We start from the raw sequence: 17,986 nt of genomic DNA on the forward strand, positions 1-17,986 counted from the left end.
TCCACAGACTTTGACATTATACCTTATGCTCAGTGGAAATGCAAGACTTTTTCCCTGATATCCAGTGCGGCATTTCGAAGAAGCTGATCCCCGCCGAACACCGCAGGACTGATCCGGGCAATTACGTGGAATTTCCGATTCTTGAGGAATGCCGAAGCCTCCTCGATCTCGTCATCGCTGCCAACGAGAACCGCCGGTGTTTCTGAACCGTACAGGCCGCGGAACCGCTCCGCAAACGAAACGGAAGGGTCATACCGGACGGCGGGCTTCACCCCCGCAGAAGCAGATGTTATCTCCGCAGGAAATGCCTTGCCCACTCCCCCAGCTCCCGGCATCACCAGAAGCAGCAGGTTCCACGGTTTCATGCGAAGAGGCGTTTTCTGCAGCTTCCGTCGGTTGTAATCCATGTATTCCCCGTAACGGGATACAGATTCCGTCAGAAGACGGCCATTTTCCGCCGCCCCCGGTTCTCCATAGCTCACGCAGATCACGCGATAGCTGTTCTTCAGCAGATCCGGACGACGCTCCTTTGTGCGTTTCAGGGATTCCTCATGTCTCCACTCCTCGATCTTCAGATGATCGCCGGACAGCAGAATCGGAGGAACGCTCTGCTCATGCCACACCTCCGGTCTCGTGTACTGCGGATATTCGAGCAGATTATCCTGCAGAGATTCAAACTGCGAGGATTCCTCATTTGAAAGAACACCTGGCACAAATCGGGACACCGCATCAATCAAAACCAGGGCTCCCAGTTCTCCTCCTGTCAGCACATAGTCGCCGATCGAAATATAATCGGTCACCGTTTCCTGGAGAACACGCTCATCGATCCCCTCATAATGACCGCAAAGGATGACCAGATCTTTTTCCTGCGCAAGCGATTCGACTTTTGTCTGGTCCAGCACCCGTGCCTGCGGGGTCATATAGACCACTCTCGGCTTCTGTCCGATTCTTGCCTCAACGGATTTCACCGCGCGGAATACCGGTTCCGGCTCCATCACCATCCCCGCGCCTCCCCCATAGGGATAATCGTCCACGCGCATGGTCTTTCTCGTAGAAAAATCACGGATATTCACCGTGTCTACACGAATGCTGCCGTTTTTGATGGCACGTCCGGTGATGCTCGTTCCCACCGCATTCTGTATCATTTCCGGAAACAAAGTCAATACATAAAAATTCAAGCTGTATACCTCGTGAAAGGATTCTTCTCTGTGTCTTCACCGTTCTCACACACGGAACATTGCTGCCGCCTGCCCGGCGGATGAAGAAACAGTTCCCTGCAGCTGCTTCAGATAATCCTCGATCTGCTTCATAAACGCAGGGTCTCTCATCAGCCTGAAAACCTCGACAAAGGCAATCAGATAGACAATAAACAGTACGATGCACATAATCAGCGCCGCTATTGCCATCCCCCTTCCCCTGTATGCCCCCGGATTTTTCCGGATCTGGTTCAGTGCGACAATTGCAAAGAAAATGCCGAGCACCGATGGAATACAGTACAGGCTGTTCAGGAAGATCGAAATGACCGCAAGTACCATTGCCGCAACCGCAAAGCTGTTGTTTCTGATCGGATATCCGGGGCCGTAACCCGATCCGTAAGGAGCATTGCCCTGATTTCCGGACCAGCCTCCGTTTGAATTGCTGCTGTTCCAGCCGGTATTCTGTCCATTACTCCATCCGCTGTTTGCATTCCCGCTGTTCCAGCCGGTATTCTGTCCATTCTTCCATCCGCTGTCTGCGTTCCCGCTGTTCCAGCCGTTTCCGGAATTTCCACTGTTTGAACCGCTTCCGTTCCAAGCACCCGCACTTCCGCTGTCCTCAGAACTGTCGCGATTATTCTGCGGATTTCCGGCGAGCGGACCGTCGTGCCAGGCGCCATTTTCCCAGTACCTGCCGTTACCGGATCCCGTCCTTTCCCGATTACTGCTCTCACCGGAATTCAGATCCGAGAGGGGATGCCATTTTCCCTGGAACCAGTAGCCTCCGGGCTGATCAGAATGTTCTTCACCGTTTCTGTTCCGGAACACATCCGTGTGATCCCCGGAACTTTCCGCATTCCCAAATCCGCCGTCCCCGCCGCCGTTTCTGGCCTCTGCCTTCTTCCGGTCAGCCTCTTCCGGATCCCACGGAATGTCGATCTTGTCCTTGGAATGATCCTTATCCCATATAACGCCGTGATCCGCCGCAGCCCTGGCGATCTTCTGCTCTTCCTGTGTGCCGGCTTCTGTTTTCGCCGTCTCTGAGTCAGTCGCAGCCGATGCCACATTCTGATCTTCCCGCACGCCGGCTTCTGTTTTCACCATCTCTGAGTCATTCGCAGCCGATGCCATATTCTGATCTTCCCGCACGCCGGCTTCTGTTTTCGCCGTCTCTGAGTCAGTCGCAGCCGATGTCACATTCTGACCTTTATGGACAATGTTTTCCACTCCCGGGAAATCTGCGGTTCCGGAAGCTCCTGCTATTTTCTCCTGATCCGCCGTTGTCTCCAGAGCCGCCGGAGCCTTTGTGTCCCCGGATTTATTCACTTCCGCGTCCGTTCCGGCGCTGCGCTCTTCGGAAGGCGTCTCCGATGATCCCCGTGGTATTTCAGGTGAACTCCCGGAAATCGTATCCGGTTTGCCGACCGGCCAGCCGCAGTTATTGCACGCCTTTGCGTCATCCGACAGTTCTGCGCCACAATGTATGCATTTTTTCAATTCGTGTATACCTCTCTTCTCAATCGAGATAACACGCTCTGCGCGGGTTGCATCTCGATTACCACTCTTACCCGTCGATCAGACCGGGAAGCAGATGGACCGTCATCTCGCCCTTTTCGACGTCAACCTTCATAATACACGCTTTAATTGCGGGAATCAACACTTCGCCGTGCTCCTGCGTCTCAACCGCATAGACATCGTTGGCTCCGGTCTCTATAACGTCCCTGAGCGTTCCAAAGATCTGCCCGTCCTCCGTCCGGACTGTCATTCCAATCACATCCGCAACGTAGTACTCATTTTCCTTCAGCGGCACTCCCTTTTCCCGGGGAATCATCACATCCCACGAACGGTATTTCACCGCGTCATCCATGGATCCGATCCCTTCCAGTTTCAGAATGACAAGATTCTTGAAAAATCTGACGCCAAGGATCTGATGGGTCTCCGACTGCTTTCCGTTTGTCAGAATCACCTCATCCAGATCAAGGAACCGCTCAGGGTCGTCCGTCGTCGGGAATACCTTCATCTCCCCGCGGACACCGTGCGTCGTCGTCACCGCACCGATTTTCAGAAATTTTTCCATATTGTTCGCCCCATATCTCCTGTACATCTGTTCCGGCCAGCGCCGCACGCAGACCATCTGTCAGCATTTCCACCTTGATATTTTGTGAACTATCAGAGCGTTCTTTATTCGTCCAGACCAATCGATATATTGAGTACGGCTTTACAGAGTGCCATCTTGTACCAATAATTGGTTTGTTTATTTTTGAACGTTCTACTATCTTTATATAAAAAGAGCCGCCGAGCAAGCAGCATCAGCCCTAGAGAGATGCTCCTTAAACGACTGCTCTTATGAATCATTTATCCGTCACCGCAAGCTGCTCATGCGATTTACTCGATGATCTCAACTGTCACCTTTTTGTCGATCCGGGTAGAGGCGGTCTTCACAACGGATCGGATTGCCTTCGCAATTCTTCCCTGCCGTCCGATGACCTTGCCCATGTCCGCCGCTGCAACCTTGAGTTCAATTCGAAGGTCGCTGCCGTCTTCGATCTCCGTGACAACCACTTCATCGGGATTATCTACAAGAGCTTTGGCGATTACTTCAACCAGCTCTTTCACAAAAATCCACCTCCGGCCTGAATATGATTACTTCTGGATACCGGCGAGCTTGAAGATCTTCTCAACAACTGCTGTCGGCTGAGCGCCGTTCTTCAGCCACTTCTGAGCAGCTTCCTCATCCACCTTGTAAACACTCGGATCCTTGGTCGGATCGTAGGTGCCGATTTCCTCAATGAATCTGCCATCTCTCGGAGACTTCGCATCTGCTACCACGATTCTATAGAAAGGTGCCTTCTTCTGTCCCATTCTCTTCAGACGAATTTTAACTGCCATTGTTCTTTTCCTCCATAATAAAAATAATTGTATATGATGTGATTTGTAATCGTTAAGGTATCTCTCCCCTGATTACTTCTATGAGAACAATCTTCCCTCTTTCGTTCCGAATATCTCCATCCGGTTAAAAAGGAAAATTGAAACCTCCCTTACCGAACATGCCTTTCCTGCCGCGCTGCTTCATCATGCCGGGCATCTGCTTCATCATCTTACGGGTCTGGTCAAACTGTTTGATAAAGCGGTTGACCTCGGAAATGTCCACTCCTGCTCCTGCGGCAATCCTCCGTTTTCGGGAAATGTTCATCAGATCAGGATTTGCGCGTTCCTTCGGCGTCATCGAGCGGACAATGGCCTCTTTTCTGGCGAGATCCTTCTCATCGATCATCCCCTCCACTTCCTTCATCTTGCTTCCGGTCATTCCCGGCATCATGGAAAGGACACTTGAAATGCCGCCCATATTCTTCATCTGCTCCATGCTGGTCATGTAGTCATCGTAGGTGAACTGCGCCTTCCGGACACGCTGTTCCATCTCCCTGGCTTTCTCTTCATCGACATTTGCCTGTGCCTTTTCGATCAGGCTGAGCACATCACCCATGCCGAGGATTCTGGACGCCATACGGTCGGGATAAAACTGCTGAAGATCCTCCATCTTCTCTCCCATACCCACGTACAGGATCGGCTTGCCGCAGATGGAACGGATCGAGAGCGCCGCACCGCCTCTTGTATCTCCGTCGAGCTTCGTCAGTACCACGCCGTCGATACCGACCTTATCCTCAAAGGTCTTCGCCACGTTGACAGCTTCCTGTCCTGTCATAGCGTCTACCACAAGGATCGAACAGTCAACGGTCACTGCCTCCCGGATGGCCACAAGCTCTTCCATCATCGATTCATCGATCTGAAGACGGCCCGCCGTATCAAGGATGACCACATTGTAGCCGTTGCTTCTGGCATGCTCATATGCGGCCTTCGATATGTTCACCGGCTTTGCCTTGCTTCCCATGGAAAAGACATCGACTCCGACCTTGCTTCCGTTGGTCTGCAGCTGTTCAATCGCGCCCGGGCGATATACATCGCAGGCAGCCAGAAGCGGTTTCCTGCCCTTTTGTTTCAGCTTGCCTGCAAGCTTTGCGGCGGTCGTTGTCTTACCAGATCCCTGAAGACCAATCATCATGAGAACCGTAATCTGCGAGGCCGGCTTCAGCGGAAGCTCGGTCGTCTCGGAGCCCATCAGATTGATCAGCTCGTCATTTACGATCTTGACCACCATCTGACCCGGATTCAGCCCGTTCATGACATCCTGTCCGATTGCCTTCTCTTCCACGGTTTTCGTGAATTTGCGGACAACCTTGAAATTGACATCTGCCTCAAGAAGCGCCATCTTGACTTCCTTCAGCGCAGCGTGAACATCATCCTCCGTCAGCTTACCCTTGCTCCGAAGATTCCTGAACACATTCTGAAGTTTATCGGTTAAGCTTTCAAATGCCATACTCTCTGTTCCTCATATCATGCGGCGTTCTGCCCGGGTCTACAGTTCCTTCAGAATCGAAGAAGAAATACCGTAAATCTTCTCCATGCGATGATCTGCCTCCGCAGCATCTGCCCGGTTTTCCGGATCTCCGAAATCCGTCAGTCTCTGAATCTCCCTGACGCTGTTCCTGATCTTCAGGAACTTCTCGACAAGGTGAAGTCTCTTCTCATAATCCTCCAGTATCCTGTCACAGCGCTTCATCAGGTCGTGCACGCCCTGGCGGCTGATTCCTTCATCTCTGGCCACCTCCGCAGCAGTATAATCCTCAAAGTTAATCTCGGAGTAGATCCGTCTCTGATGCTCTGTCAGGAGTTCGCCGTAAAAATCAAACAGGTAAGATTTCTCCACAAACTCTTCCATAGCAATTCCCGATCTCCCATCCTGCAGCGACAGCAAACGTCCATACGATAAGTCGTGCCACAAACTGTATAAGCTACGGATTGCTCCGTGCTTCGCACTCCCGCAATCCTACAGGTATTCGGATTTCGCGCGTTCGCGCTGCCTGCCGCGCATGACTGCTTCTCAGTCACATGTGTGTCCCTGTTTGCGCACAAAACAGGTACGCTTTTCTAACGTACCCGCTTATCCTACACGATATCGCAATCCGTGTCAAGTGTTTTTACTTGACTGATCTAATTTCCTGATCTGATTATTCGAACTCGATCCTGTCAAGCTTAAAGTTAAAGAGCCTGTTATACTGCACAGCCATTATGTTTTCCTCCGATAGATTCTGCTTCAAAAGTCTTGTTTATCACATCACGAAATCGTTGATATTTCTATTGTTTTATTATTCCCAAAAATATGTAATATATAGTTGACATTTTGCTATTCATCATGCTATGCTCTTGATGTCAAATAAACTTGACACAAAGTAAGGAGGACAAATCATGTATTACAAAATAGGTGTCGGTATTGGATTGGCATTTGCAGTTTTTGTGCTTCTTGTGCTCGTACTCAATGAGAAGAAAAAGACCAAGCAGGTTATGTATGATGAGATGCAGACAGCAGTCAGGGGACGTGCGTATCAGTATGCGACTGTCACCGGTGTTCTTTCCGGGATCATAACTTCGTTCCTTCTGGACTGGGATGCATTCCCTATGGACGGAAGCCTTGCAATAATGGCTGTCAGCTTTCTGATGATTACAGTCTACGTTGTCTATATGGTCATGAAGGGCGTTTACTTTGGCGTTTCGGGAAAATGGAAGAAATGGACTCTCCTGATCTTTATCATCGGTCTCTGCAATCTCATCACTGGCATACTTCGTATCGCCGAGGATGGGCTGCCGGAAGGGAAGCTAACTGCTACCAACATCACGGTCATAATGGGCGTTATGTTTATGGTCATCGTGGTTGCCGTAATAATCCAGAAGCTGCGGGAAAAGAGGAATGAGGACTAATGAAGAATCTGAAGATGAAGTCCGCAAGAGCCGCCAAAGACCTCTCCCAACAGCAGCTTGCCGATTTGGTCGGCGTGTCACGGCAAACAATCAACGCGATTGAAAAAGGGGACTATAATCCCACAATCCGCCTCTGCATCGCCATCTGCAAAGCGCTGGATAAAACGCTTGACGATCTATTCTGGGAGGCTGGATACATTCAAAACCACGGAGATGCAGCAACATGATTTTGCTTGAAACCCGTATAAAATAAGGTTTTTTCAGGCTTGACCTATCATTCCAGCTCAATAATCCTGATTTTATATACGGCAGATTTTTTAAATCTTATCCATAAAATAACGCAGCAGAGGACTTGCATCTTTTTCCGGGTATACGATCTCCAGCTTCTCCCGATAGTCTCCCGTATCGAGCGGTATATACGAAAGATTGATATTGATCTGCGGCTTAAAGACATCGAATTCCGGCACAATCGCAATGCCGATCCCCGCCGCTACAAAGATGAGAATATTCTCGATATCATCCGTGACCTGTGCGACATTCTTCATGATCTCTTTATTCAGAAACGGATGCGGATGGATCTCCGAATTTGCCGGAACTTCAATCTTAAAATCATGAAGAATCAGCTTCTCATACCGGAGCTGACGCAATTCTACCTTCCGCGTGCCAGACAGATAATGATCCGTCGGAACCACCACGTAATACGGATATTCTCCGATGGTCTTTGAAAGGCTGTTAGAATATCGCAGAAGAGGATTTTTTACGTTGAAGATAATATCGTACTTCCCGTTCAGATAATCATCATGCAGATTTACGGCATTGTCACGGTTCAGGGAAATCTGAATTCCCGGATAATCCGCGCGGAATTCCTGTACTGTCCTGGGAAAACGCGACATCTCCATTCCCTGCAGATACCCGATCCGCAATTCTCCGCTCATGCCGTCCCGTACGGCATGCACCTTTTCGATCGCGTCATAGTATCTGGCCACCATCATTTCCGCATCCTGCACCAGCGTTTCTCCTGCCGGGGTCAGACGGATTCTGTTATTTCTGCGCAGAAACAATTCCGCATCAAACTCCTCTTCTAACGCATGGATCTGCTGCGTCACCGCTGACTGTGAAATATAGAACTGTCGCGCTGTCTTCGTAAAACTCAACGTCTGCGCTGCTGTCAGAAAATATTCCAGCTGACGAATTGTCAAACTCTCCCCTCCCCTGCAAAGCGTACCGCTGTCCATACTACCCGGATAACATATATAGGTATCATATCACAGCTTTTGCATCAAAGTCATAACTATTTCTTATGAATCCATCTGTTATTTCTGTTTGAATCCCGCATCAACACTTCATATAATGAGGAACAATGGTCTGAAGCTTCTCGCTGTTCGCGCAAGCACATAGAAAGGAGAGGTTTTTCTCTGTTTCCATCACATAAAACATATGAAGGAGGTTATCTAATGCGTCATATGCCACTTATCAAAAGATATCTGTATTTCATCATCGGTCTCTTCATCAACTCTCTCGGAGTGGCTTTCATCACCAATGCCCGCCTCGGCACCTCGCCGATCTCAAGCATTCCTTATGTTCTGAGTCTGAAGTACCCGATTACACTCGGTGGCTTCACCATCCTGTTCAGTCTCCTGCTCGTTGCGCTCCAGATCGTTCTGCTCCGCAAGAGATATCAGCCGATTCAGCTTCTGCAGATTCCCGTATCTGTCATGTTCGGGTACTTTATTGATTTCTCTATGAAATATCTGATCTTCTGGCTGAACCCTCAACAGTATCTGATGAAGCTTATCAGTCTTCTCGTCGGCTGCCTGATCCTTGCCTTCGGCGTGTCCATGGAATTCACGGCCAATGTAATCATGCTGCCGGGCGAAGGCGTCGCAACCGCTCTGCACCAGATCACCGGCAAGGAAGCGGGAATCGTAAAAATTTTCGTAGACGTCAGTATGATGGCGTCCGCGGTTATTCTTTCCCTTGTTCTCTTCCGCGGTGTCAACGGCGTACGGGAGGGAACGGTGATCTCTGCCATCATCGTCGGCTATATTGCCCGTCAGTTCTGCAGACTTCTCAATCCGATCATGGAGAAATGGTTCTATCCTATCTCCGTCTCTGTCGAGGCCGATTCCGAGAACTGACGAATCCAAGCATAAAAACGCTTCATTTCCCCTTTTCCCCTCCCCTAAATGAAATAGCAAACATAAAGAGGCCTTCGCATAAGCCATTCTCATACCCCAAGCTATCGCGACCGTCTCTTTTTTGTTTTTTTACTGTGTGCAGCCATCTTCTTCATTTTATACTGCGTGCAGCCATCTTCTTTATCCTGCCGATATTATCATTGTTCTCTTCTAATTTTATTTGTACAAGGTCAATGTATTCTTGCTTTGTGTAAAAACATCTTCTGTGCCTCTGATGCAGTGCTTGGATCCCGGGCTCTTTCGACGGTTCTCTCCTGTCACCCGGAATAACATGAGATGGATACCAAAAATCTTCATTCTGTGTTAGTATAAGAAGGCTGATCGACTGCCCGTACCAATATCTATAAGAAAGGCACAAATGGTAATCGATCTGCTCTTCATCAAAACCTCAGGAGATATTTTCGTAATGAAACAATCAACACAAGACCCCCGGTCCGACAACAAAATGGGCATCATGCCCATCCGGAAGCTGATCGTCAACATGTCCGTCCCTATGATGATTTCCATGCTGGTACAGGCTCTTTATAACATTGTGGATTCTGTTTTCGTCGCGCAGATCGGTGAGGATGCGCTGACAGCGGTTACTCTTGCGTTCCCCATGCAGAACCTCATGATTTCGGTAGGCGCCGGCACCGGAGTAGGCATCAACGCTCTGCTTTCCCGGGCGCTCGGCGCACGGGAGTTTGACAAATCAGATAAGGCAGCGAATAATGGCATCCTTCTGGCCTTCTTCAGCTTTGTCGTCTCCGCGATTCTCGGTCTGACAATCACCGGGCCCTTTATTCGGAGCCAGACATCCTCGGCAGACATTATTCAGTATGGCAATGCCTACCTCGGCATCGTCATGACTCTTTCCTTCGGACTTTTCATGCAGGTCACCTTTGAGCGGTTGCTGCAGTCCACCGGAAGAACCATGCTGAGTATGATCTCGCAGCTCACCGGCGCCATCATCAATATTTTCCTCGATCCGGTTATGATCTTCGGCCTTCTGGGCTGCCCGAAACTTGGAGTGGCGGGCGCCGCCTATGCAACCGTCATCGGACAGACGATTGCCTCGGTTCTCGGCTTTGTGATGAATCTGAAATTAAACCGCGATATTCATATCAGCGCTGGAGCCATTCTTCATCCGGATAAAAAAACCATCGGCAGAATTTACTTTGTCGGCATACCATCGATCCTGATGATGAGCATCGGATCGGTCATGACCTACCTGATGGATCTGATCCTGATCTCCTTCTCGACAACCGCAACCGCCGTCTTCGGAGTGTATTTCAAGCTTCAGAGTTTCTTCTTTATGCCGGTTTTTGGTCTGAACAACGGACTGATCCCGGTTCTGGCCTTCAACTACGGAGCCGGACACAAACGGAGAATCAACAAGGCCCTCAAATTCGCCATGCTGCTTGCTATCTGTGTGATGCTCTGCGGAACTGCAACTTTCGAGCTGATACCAGACAGACTTCTTGATCTGTTCAATGCCTCCGCGGAAATGAAACAGATGGGTGTCGTCGCGCTCCGGACGATAGCCATTCATTTTCCGATTGCAGCCATGGGCATCATCATGAGCTCCATCTTCCAGGCCTTCTCAAAAAGCTTTTATTCCCTCTTTGTCTCCCTCGGAAGACAGCTTGTCATCCTGATCCCGGCCGCCTGGCTTCTCTCAATGACCGGAAATGTCAACAACGTCTGGTGGTGTTTCTTCATCGCGGAAATCGCCTCCTTTATTCTGTCGCTGACCTTCTTCCGGAAGGTCTACCGAAGCGATGTTTCGCCCCTTCCGGACGACGGTGTAGAGTGATCGCGAATCAATTTCTGAATGTTTCGCGCACTGCAGGAAAACACCCGCAAAGTCTTGCCTGGCAGGACTTTACGGGTGTTTTTTACATTACTCGGCCTTAGAAGTCTGTACGAACGCTTTCAAGTGCACTATGCTAATATCTGTACGAACGCTTTCAATCTCCTCACGCCAGCATTTGATATGAATTAAAAGGCAGCCTTGTAAATCTTCACAATATCCTCTTTTGTGAGAGGAACGAAACAGCCCACACTGCCCTTTGCCGCTTTTTCTGCCATCACTTCGAAATGTTCCTCGCTGTCAATTCCAACGGCGCGCAGGTTCTCCGGAAGTCCCATGGTCTCAAACAGGAACGTTCTGGTTTTTGCAATCGCCTCCCTCGCAGCTTTCTCATCCTCTGTTTCCGAAATTCCCCACACATTTCTTCCGTACTCTGCAAAATTTGCGGCAGTTGAAGGATCTTTCTCAAGGACAAAATCCATCCATGCCGGAGTGAGAATCGCCAGTCCCTGGCCATGTGTGATGTCATAAAATGCGGACAGCTCATGCTCCATCGGATGTACGCACCAGGCCGGCTGACTTCCATTCGCAATCAGCCCGTTGATTGCATGACTTGCCGCCCACATCAGATTTGCACGGGCATCATAATTATCCGGATCCTCAAGAGCGACCGGGCCATATTTGATCATTGTCTTCAGAAGGCCCTCGGCAAATCTTGCCTGCACATCACAGCCGGGCTCCTTGGTGAAGTAATTCTCAAAGGTATGGCTCATCATATCCGCCGTACCGGCAGCGGTCTGTTTTCTGGACACCGAAAAGGTATATGTAGGATCCAGGACTGACATGGTTGGCTTCAAAACATCCGCGCCGGTTCCCCATTTCTCATTCTTTGTCATGTCTGAAATAACCGCAAAACAATCCATCTCGGAACCGGTGGCCGCTAATGTCAATACGGAGAAAATCGGAAGAGCCTTTTTGATTTTAGAAGGATCCAGCACAAGATCCCAGGCATCCCCGTCGTACATCACGCCGGCAGCCACAACCTTTGCACAGTCGATCGCACTGCCTCCTCCGATTGCCAGAACCATATCCAGCTTCTGCTCTTTACACAGCTCAACGCCCCTTCGAACCGTCTCTATTCTGGGATTCGGCTCTACACCGGACAGCTCCGTGACCGTTACCCCGGCATCTTCGAGGATTTTCAGTGCTGTATCATAGATACCATTTCGCTTGATGCTCCCTCCACCATAGACAAGGAGTACTTTGGAGCCAAAATCAGCAAGCTCTGACAGATGTGAGATCTGCCCTTTACCAAAATAAATCGTTGTAGGAACACTAAATCTGAAATTATACATGTATTACCTCCTGTCAAACGAGTCAATACCCCCTATGGGTATAATAAATATACGCCAGACATCCCTGCCTGTCAATGTTAACTTCCCCGAAAATAATCTGCCTTAACTTCTCCGAAAATAACCCATCTCAATTGCAGCACCAAATTTCAACCTGCCATGCAAGTGAACTCTTCCGAAAAATCAGGCCTGAATCTGACCTCTGATTCGCATATCTCAACAACAGGCCATGGATGCACCCGAGATGCTGATCATACTCTGACTCTACTGAAAGAGCCGTGAAAATCTTCCAGGAGATCCCTGAAGCACAATCCGGCATTACGAAACCCCTTCCATTGAACCTCCGGTCAATAGAAGGGGTAATTTCCGCGGGCGCCGACCGCCGGCTGCGCTCATGCCTCCGGCTTATATACGCTCAATCCTGCCCACATATGATTCAGATTCTTCGCATATTTTTCCTGGCTCGCGTTGGTCTGATTCATCACTGATACCCTTATTGTGGCAGTCAGCGCACACTGCCACTGACCGACCTTTCTCAGCCTTGAAATCTTCTCTTCAAATCTTGCCTGTGCTTCCGTTAATTTCTTCGGATCCTCATCCTGAATCAGGATTGTGAAGTAACTCCCGGTCAGTCTCCCGATGGTGCTTTCTCTGCCGAACACCTTTCGCAATAGCTCTCCGACACTGCGGAGCAGCGTGTGTCCCGCCTCTTTTCCATATCTTCTGGCGAAATTCTCATATTCCGGAATATAGATCTGTACCAGTGAAAACTCTTTGTTATCCGTCCACAGCGCCTCCAGATAGTCTCTGAAGCTTTCGGACAGCCCTGTCGTATTCAGGAGATCCGTCACCGCATCGATCGATTCCGATTGATACCGATCGTCCAGAAGCTGATACAGATTCTCTGCGTCGAAAAAATTCCCCATCAGGCCGATGATCTTCCCGTCTCTGTAAATCGGAATCTTATTGGCCAGAATCGTACGCTGTTTCCCCCGGACGATACACTTTCCCTTTGCGAGACTTACTCTTTCCCCATTCGCCAGAACATCGATCTCATCGTTCTTAAAGGGCTCTGTCTCTACATGCCAGTGCATCTCCTCATCTGTCTTCCCGATAATATCGTCCTCGGATTGAAAACCGTAAAAGTTCAGAAAGCTACGGCTTGCGCCCACAAATCTCCGGTTCACATCCTTCCAGAAATACATCCCGTCTGAATAGGCTTCCAGATTCTTCCAGAGCAGCGCCGGCGTGATTCTACTCTCATCTGTCTCCTTATAAGTCCCGTGCTCTCCACTCTGGTCCGGGTCACCCAGAAGAAGTCCGCGGACCTCCGAATTGAAGTCTACAGGAATAGTTACCAGAAGGACCTGGTAGAAATCCGTTCCCGGTATAGATATGCACATGTGCAGCATCCAGTAATATTCGCCGTCCGGCATTTTGCTTCGGAAAAAGCCCTTCAGATCCTGTCCTTTCTTCTCCATCATCCTTGTTCTTAATGTCTTCAGATTGAGGAAAGCATGGAATCGCTTCTGATCCGGCGGATAGATAAACTTCTCTGTATAGCTCTTCTCTGCCCGCATCAAATCAATGCTTTCTCCTCCGATTCCGATCGGCTCGGCAGAATTTACGGACTTGAGCCCGTACATGGTATTGTCCATAAGATTACAAACCGCAATATCACCGCACAGATAATAGATGCTCTGTATGTAATATGCTCTCTGCTGATCCTTTGATGTTGTATTCAGCCGGATGTACCGGATATTCATTGCATAGATATAATACTTCTCATAATGCGTAATGACGTTCCCGGTCAGCTCCATATAATGATCACCGGACGGATAGGTGATCACCTGCGGTCCCTTAAGCTTCCGCAGCTGCTCATTGGCATACCGCCGGTGGAAGGCATGCATCGGATTGTTGTCCGTGTTGATTTCCGCAATCCATGAATCAATGTCATTGATGCCGTCACGGCTAAGCACATCCTTGTACGCCTCATTGGCAAAAAGCAGCCGCATGGTTTTGCCGTCATCCTCAATGACACACAGAGGCTCATCCGTCTGATAATCAATCCTGCTTAAAGCATCGTAATAGTTCTTCCACCGGAGCCGTTCTTCCCCGATTTTTCTATCCCGGCAGTGCTGCGAGAAAGATGCCCTGTCCATTGGCTTTCCGAAATAGTATCCCTGTACCTTCTCGCATCCGATCTGCTTCAGGAATTCGTACTGCTCACAGGTCTCAACGCCCTCGGCAAGCGTCTGGATTCCAATTTTCTTTGCCATATCCACGACAGAGGTGATGATGTTTCTGGCTTTTTCCGTCGAGGTACTCAGAAAGCTCATGTCGATTTTCAGCTCATCAAAATTCAGATCCTTCAGAGAACCCAGAGACGAATAAGCAGTGCCGAAATCGTCCATCCAGACCTGAAATCCCAGCTCATGGAAACGGCTGATATACTGACTCAGCCTCTCCGGATGGCGGATGAATGCGCTCTCTGTGATCTCAAGATTAATGAGCTCACGCGGAATCTTATATTCTTTCGCCAGGCCTTCTATTCTTTCGACCAGATCCGGCTTACGGAAATCCTTGCGGGAAAGATTCACCGATACCGGCACGATATTCATGCCTGCCTTGATCCGTTCCCAGCCGTCACGACAGACCTGTTCGAACATAAAGAGATCGAGGTCAGTAATTCTGCCCTCATCCTCCAGAGCCGGTATAAACTCTCCAGGAGAGATCATCCCGTATACCGGATCCTTCCACCTGCACAGTGCCTCTGCTCCGCAGAGCTTTCCCGTGATAGTACGCATCACCGGCTGGTAATAGACCTGAATCCAGCCCTCAGCCATTGCCCGCTGATAGTTCTGCAGCAGATACTGCTTCCGCTCTGCCCGGACCAGCATCTCCTGATTGAAATACGTATAGGAAGAGTGTGCCGGATTCTTCAACGAATCGCACGCAAGCTTCGCGCGGTCAATCGCGGATGTCAGACTGATATCATCACAATCCATTACATAAACGCCAACGGCAATCGGACGGGAATTTCCCCGGTTCAGCTTTGCCACATTCTCGAACACGCTGCGGATATTACACTCCAAGTTATCCGTTGACGCGCATGCCACAAAATGATCACTGTTAAATCTTGCCGTATTCCTGACTCCGAACCGACCGCGAATCAGCCAACCCAGTCCACGGATCAGGGCATCGCCCGTCTCAAATCCGTTCAACGTCTCATACTCACGGAATCCGCTGTAGTCCATCCATAAAATCGCAGGAATCCTGTGTTCTCTCCTTATCTCGAGGATTCTCGCGGGAATGGTCTGCAGAAACTGGCTGACCGTCGGAAGTCCCGTCAGATCATCAAACTGATTGCGATGCAGGTCATTGTCAAGTGAAATTGTCTGCGAAAATGACTCTGATAACTGCAGTTCCTCCTGCCCTCCGTTCAGAATCCGGCTTTCATCTGCATATGTAAAATACGAAAGTCTCACACCCTCTTTCCACACATGTCTCCCGACTGCATGAATGATATGATAATCCGGCTGATATTTATTCCTGTTGCGGTAAATAACATCATATTCCGTATCATCCCGCTCGAACCCGTATCCTCTTTCCGCAATTCTGGCGGCATCATCCGGGTGTATATCATGGTACAGGTCTCTCCGCAGCGCTTCCATCGCCTGTTCTCCCGAATCATACCCGAACAGTTTCAGAAATTGTCCCGAGAGAAACACCGGCATAATCTTCCCATCGACAGATTGAAATACACCCACCGCATTCGGAAGATTCTCAAGAATCTGCTGTTCTTCAGATGTTAATTTATATACGGCACCGTTCATCCAGCCGCCTCCAATATACACTCTCTGGTTCAAACCGGGCCAGCCGGTCTGCTGACTGTATTGCCAGACAGAATCATTGCCATCTGTACCCGGACTGCCACTCGATCCAACATATTTTCACTCAATTAGTATATCACATTTTGTGTCAATTCGAATACAGGTTCCCGACTGTTGTACAAAAACTATTAATGTTTTTATTATCTTATCTATATATTTACCAGAAACTTCTGTGTATTAAGGATGGTAAGATGCATTCGAACACAAAAGAAGCCGGGAAACAATCTAATAAAAAAATAATCCGCAATATATCAAGGCTTGCCTGATATATTGCGGATTCAATTGCGGATTCAACCGTGAATAATCTTTGTATCTGTATAACTCTCCTCTGTCAGTCTTCCCGGTTCTCCAGCTGGATATATCTTCTGTGATGACCGACGTACTTGTATGCAGGACGGATGATTTTGCCTCCGTTGACCATTTCCTCGATCCGGTGAGCCGACCATCCCGAGATACGCGCGATCGCAAACAGCGGAGTGAACAGTTCTCTCGGAAAATCAAGCATTGAATACACAAATCCGCTGTAGAAGTCGACATTTGCGCAGATCGGCTTTACGAGACGGCGCTTGTGAATCATGCACTCCTTTCCGATTCTTTCCACATTTTCATAGAGATGAAATTCGTCTTCCATGTCCTTCTCAATCGAGAGCTTCTTCGCGTATTCCTTCAGAATGACACATCTGGGATCTGAGAGCGTGTAGACCGCATGCCCCATTCCATAGATCAGCCCCGCGTGATCAAACGCCTCACGGTCAAGAATCTTGTTCAGATAGGCGCGGATTTCATCCTCATTGTCCCAATTATGAACGTTCTCCTTGATGTCCTCAAACATCTGCAGAACCTTCAGGTTTGCACCGCCGTGCTTCGGTCCCTTCAGGGAGCCCAGGGAAGCCGCCACCGCGGAATAGCTGTCCGTTCCTGTAGAAGATACCACATGCGTCGTAAAGGTCGAGTTGTTGCCGCCGCCGTGCTCGGCATGCAGAATCAGTGCCGTATCGAGTACCTTTGCCTCCAGCTGTGTATACTGACCGTCCGGATGCAGCATCTGAAGCAGATTTTCAGCGAGCGAAAGCTCCGGCTTCGGGTTCCGGATGATAAGGTTCTGCCCCAGATGATAATGCCTGTGCGTGTGGTAGCTGTACACGGCCAGAAGAGGCATCTTCGCGATCATGGACAACGCCTGCCGCAGGATGTTCGGGATTGAAATATCGTCCGCATGCGCGTCATAGGAATACAGCGTCAGGATACACTTCTGCAGAGAATTCATCATGTTGCAGCTGGGTGCCTTCATGATGACGTCCCTGGTGAACTCCTCCGGAAGCTCCCGGTAGCTGCTCAGAATCTCAATAAAATCATTCAGCTGCTTCTCCGTCGGCAGTGATCCGAACAGAAGAAGATATGTGATCTCCTCAAAACCGAATCGGCGGTTTTTCATCCCGCCCACCAGATCATTGACATTATATCCCTGATAATACAGGCGCCCCTCTGAGGGCACCGACTCGCCCTCGTCGTTCAGCGTTGTTCCCATAACATCGGAAATCTCCGTAAGACCCGTCAGAACACCCTTTCCGGTATTATCTCTGAGGCCTCTCTTGACATCGTACTCCTGATACAGGCTCAGATCGATCTTGCCGGATCTTCGGCTGAACTCAACCAGTTCTCTGATCTTGGCATCCTGTTCCGTTGCTGTAAAGCTCATAGACTCATATCCTCCCTGGTATGTCCTGTCAGGTGCCGGCGT

At 49.5% G+C, this 17,986-nt stretch carries 15 protein-coding genes; 4 read left to right on the plus strand and 11 right to left on the minus strand.

Going from position 1 to position 17,986, the window contains the following annotated elements; all coding sequences use genetic code 11:
- Window positions 1-29: 29 nt before the first annotated feature.
- From trmD to ylxM, 7 genes are all read right to left on the minus strand, one after another.
- The gene (trmD, locus tag ACTQ1O_RS02115) at window positions 30-1,178 is read right to left on the minus strand and encodes a tRNA (guanosine(37)-N1)-methyltransferase TrmD (protein ID WP_441485904.1); all 1,149 of its coding nucleotides are present in this window, start codon (window positions 1,176-1,178) and stop codon (window positions 30-32) included.
- 45 nt (window positions 1,179-1,223) lie between these two features.
- On the minus strand, window positions 1,224-2,693 hold the full coding sequence (locus ACTQ1O_RS02120) for a DUF4190 domain-containing protein (RefSeq protein ID WP_441485905.1): 1,470 nt from the start codon (window positions 2,691-2,693) through the stop codon (window positions 1,224-1,226).
- 67 nt (window positions 2,694-2,760) lie between these two features.
- On the minus strand, window positions 2,761-3,273 hold the full coding sequence (rimM, locus tag ACTQ1O_RS02125; RefSeq protein ID WP_441485906.1) for a ribosome maturation factor RimM: 513 nt from the start codon (window positions 3,271-3,273) through the stop codon (window positions 2,761-2,763).
- Between the two features lie 308 nt (window positions 3,274-3,581).
- On the minus strand, window positions 3,582-3,812 hold the full coding sequence (locus tag ACTQ1O_RS02130) for a KH domain-containing protein (RefSeq protein ID WP_441099208.1): 231 nt from the start codon (window positions 3,810-3,812) through the stop codon (window positions 3,582-3,584).
- Window positions 3,813-3,839: 27 nt separating this feature from the next.
- Window positions 3,840-4,085, minus strand: a complete 246-nt coding sequence (gene rpsP / locus ACTQ1O_RS02135; RefSeq protein WP_441099209.1) for a 30S ribosomal protein S16 — start codon at window positions 4,083-4,085, stop codon at window positions 3,840-3,842.
- Between the two features lie 124 nt (window positions 4,086-4,209).
- Window positions 4,210-5,571 (minus strand): signal recognition particle protein, encoded by a 1,362-nt coding sequence (gene ffh / locus ACTQ1O_RS02140; RefSeq protein ID WP_441485907.1) that lies wholly within the window; start codon window positions 5,569-5,571, stop codon window positions 4,210-4,212.
- A 39-nt stretch (window positions 5,572-5,610) separates the two neighbouring features.
- The gene (gene ylxM / locus ACTQ1O_RS02145) at window positions 5,611-5,973 is read right to left on the minus strand and encodes a YlxM family DNA-binding protein (protein WP_441474799.1); all 363 of its coding nucleotides are present in this window, start codon (window positions 5,971-5,973) and stop codon (window positions 5,611-5,613) included.
- Between the two features lie 527 nt (window positions 5,974-6,500).
- Between ylxM and ACTQ1O_RS02150 the strand changes: the two genes are divergently transcribed.
- Together ACTQ1O_RS02150 and ACTQ1O_RS02155 are read left to right on the plus strand one after the other, a co-directional pair.
- Window positions 6,501-7,010 (plus strand): hypothetical protein, encoded by a 510-nt coding sequence (locus tag ACTQ1O_RS02150; protein WP_441485908.1) that lies wholly within the window; start codon window positions 6,501-6,503, stop codon window positions 7,008-7,010.
- Entirely contained in the window at window positions 7,010-7,237 is a 228-nt protein-coding gene (locus ACTQ1O_RS02155; protein ID WP_441099213.1) for a helix-turn-helix transcriptional regulator, read from the plus strand. Before ACTQ1O_RS02150 ends, ACTQ1O_RS02155 begins: the two co-directional genes overlap by 1 nt.
- Window positions 7,238-7,327: 90 nt before the next feature.
- Here ACTQ1O_RS02155 and ACTQ1O_RS02160 read toward each other — a convergent pair whose 3' ends face one another.
- Entirely contained in the window at window positions 7,328-8,209 is an 882-nt protein-coding gene (locus ACTQ1O_RS02160) for a LysR family transcriptional regulator (protein ID WP_441485909.1), read from the minus strand.
- Window positions 8,210-8,464: 255 nt separating this feature from the next.
- Between ACTQ1O_RS02160 and ACTQ1O_RS02165 the strand changes: the two genes are divergently transcribed.
- Window positions 8,465-9,148: a YczE/YyaS/YitT family protein gene (locus tag ACTQ1O_RS02165; protein WP_441485910.1), complete on the plus strand. Its 684-nt coding sequence runs from the start codon at window positions 8,465-8,467 to the stop codon at window positions 9,146-9,148.
- 466 nt (window positions 9,149-9,614) lie between these two features.
- Window positions 9,615-11,003 (plus strand): MATE family efflux transporter, encoded by a 1,389-nt coding sequence (locus ACTQ1O_RS02170; RefSeq protein ID WP_441485911.1) that lies wholly within the window; start codon window positions 9,615-9,617, stop codon window positions 11,001-11,003.
- A 185-nt stretch (window positions 11,004-11,188) separates the two neighbouring features.
- On the opposite strand, the gene ACTQ1O_RS02175 is transcribed toward ACTQ1O_RS02170, so the two are convergent.
- From ACTQ1O_RS02175 to ACTQ1O_RS02185, 3 genes are all read right to left on the minus strand, one after another.
- Window positions 11,189-12,355, minus strand: coding sequence for an iron-containing alcohol dehydrogenase (locus tag ACTQ1O_RS02175; protein WP_441485912.1), 1,167 nt, complete (start codon window positions 12,353-12,355; stop codon window positions 11,189-11,191).
- A gap of 389 nt (window positions 12,356-12,744) precedes the next feature.
- Complete coding sequence (locus ACTQ1O_RS02180; protein WP_441485913.1) at window positions 12,745-16,188, minus strand: EAL domain-containing protein; 3,444 nt, start codon at window positions 16,186-16,188, stop codon at window positions 12,745-12,747.
- 388 nt (window positions 16,189-16,576) lie between these two features.
- A complete protein-coding gene (locus tag ACTQ1O_RS02185) occupies window positions 16,577-17,944 on the minus strand; it encodes a citrate/2-methylcitrate synthase (protein ID WP_441485914.1) in 1,368 nt (455 codons plus the stop codon).
- Window positions 17,945-17,986: the final 42 nt, after the last annotated feature.

It is taken from the genome of Bilifractor sp. LCP21S3_A7 (genome assembly GCF_052118825.1).
In the GTDB taxonomy this organism is placed as follows: Bacteria; Bacillota; Clostridia; order Lachnospirales; family Lachnospiraceae; genus Bilifractor.

Excerpts from the sequence above, each read along its gene's own strand:
- ACTQ1O_RS02150 (WP_441485908.1), top strand. The coding sequence starts at position 6,501 with ATGTATTACAAAATAGGTGTCGGTATTGGATTGGCATTTGCAGTTTTT.
- ACTQ1O_RS02180 (WP_441485913.1), bottom strand. The coding sequence starts at position 16,188 with ATGAACGGTGCCGTATATAAATTAACATCTGAAGAACAGCAGATTCTT.
- ACTQ1O_RS02185 (WP_441485914.1), bottom strand. The coding sequence starts at position 17,944 with ATGAGCTTTACAGCAACGGAACAGGATGCCAAGATCAGAGAACTGGTT.
- rimM (WP_441485906.1), bottom strand. The coding sequence starts at position 3,273 with ATGGAAAAATTTCTGAAAATCGGTGCGGTGACGACGACGCACGGTGTC.
- ACTQ1O_RS02155 (WP_441099213.1), top strand. The coding sequence starts at position 7,010 with ATGAAGAATCTGAAGATGAAGTCCGCAAGAGCCGCCAAAGACCTCTCC.
- ACTQ1O_RS02170 (WP_441485911.1), top strand. The coding sequence starts at position 9,615 with ATGAAACAATCAACACAAGACCCCCGGTCCGACAACAAAATGGGCATC.
- rpsP (WP_441099209.1), bottom strand. The coding sequence starts at position 4,085 with ATGGCAGTTAAAATTCGTCTGAAGAGAATGGGACAGAAGAAGGCACCT.
- ACTQ1O_RS02175 (WP_441485912.1), bottom strand. The coding sequence starts at position 12,355 with ATGTATAATTTCAGATTTAGTGTTCCTACAACGATTTATTTTGGTAAA.
- ACTQ1O_RS02165 (WP_441485910.1), top strand. The coding sequence starts at position 8,465 with ATGCGTCATATGCCACTTATCAAAAGATATCTGTATTTCATCATCGGT.
- ffh (WP_441485907.1), bottom strand. The coding sequence starts at position 5,571 with ATGGCATTTGAAAGCTTAACCGATAAACTTCAGAATGTGTTCAGGAAT.
- ylxM (WP_441474799.1), bottom strand. The coding sequence starts at position 5,973 with ATGGAAGAGTTTGTGGAGAAATCTTACCTGTTTGATTTTTACGGCGAA.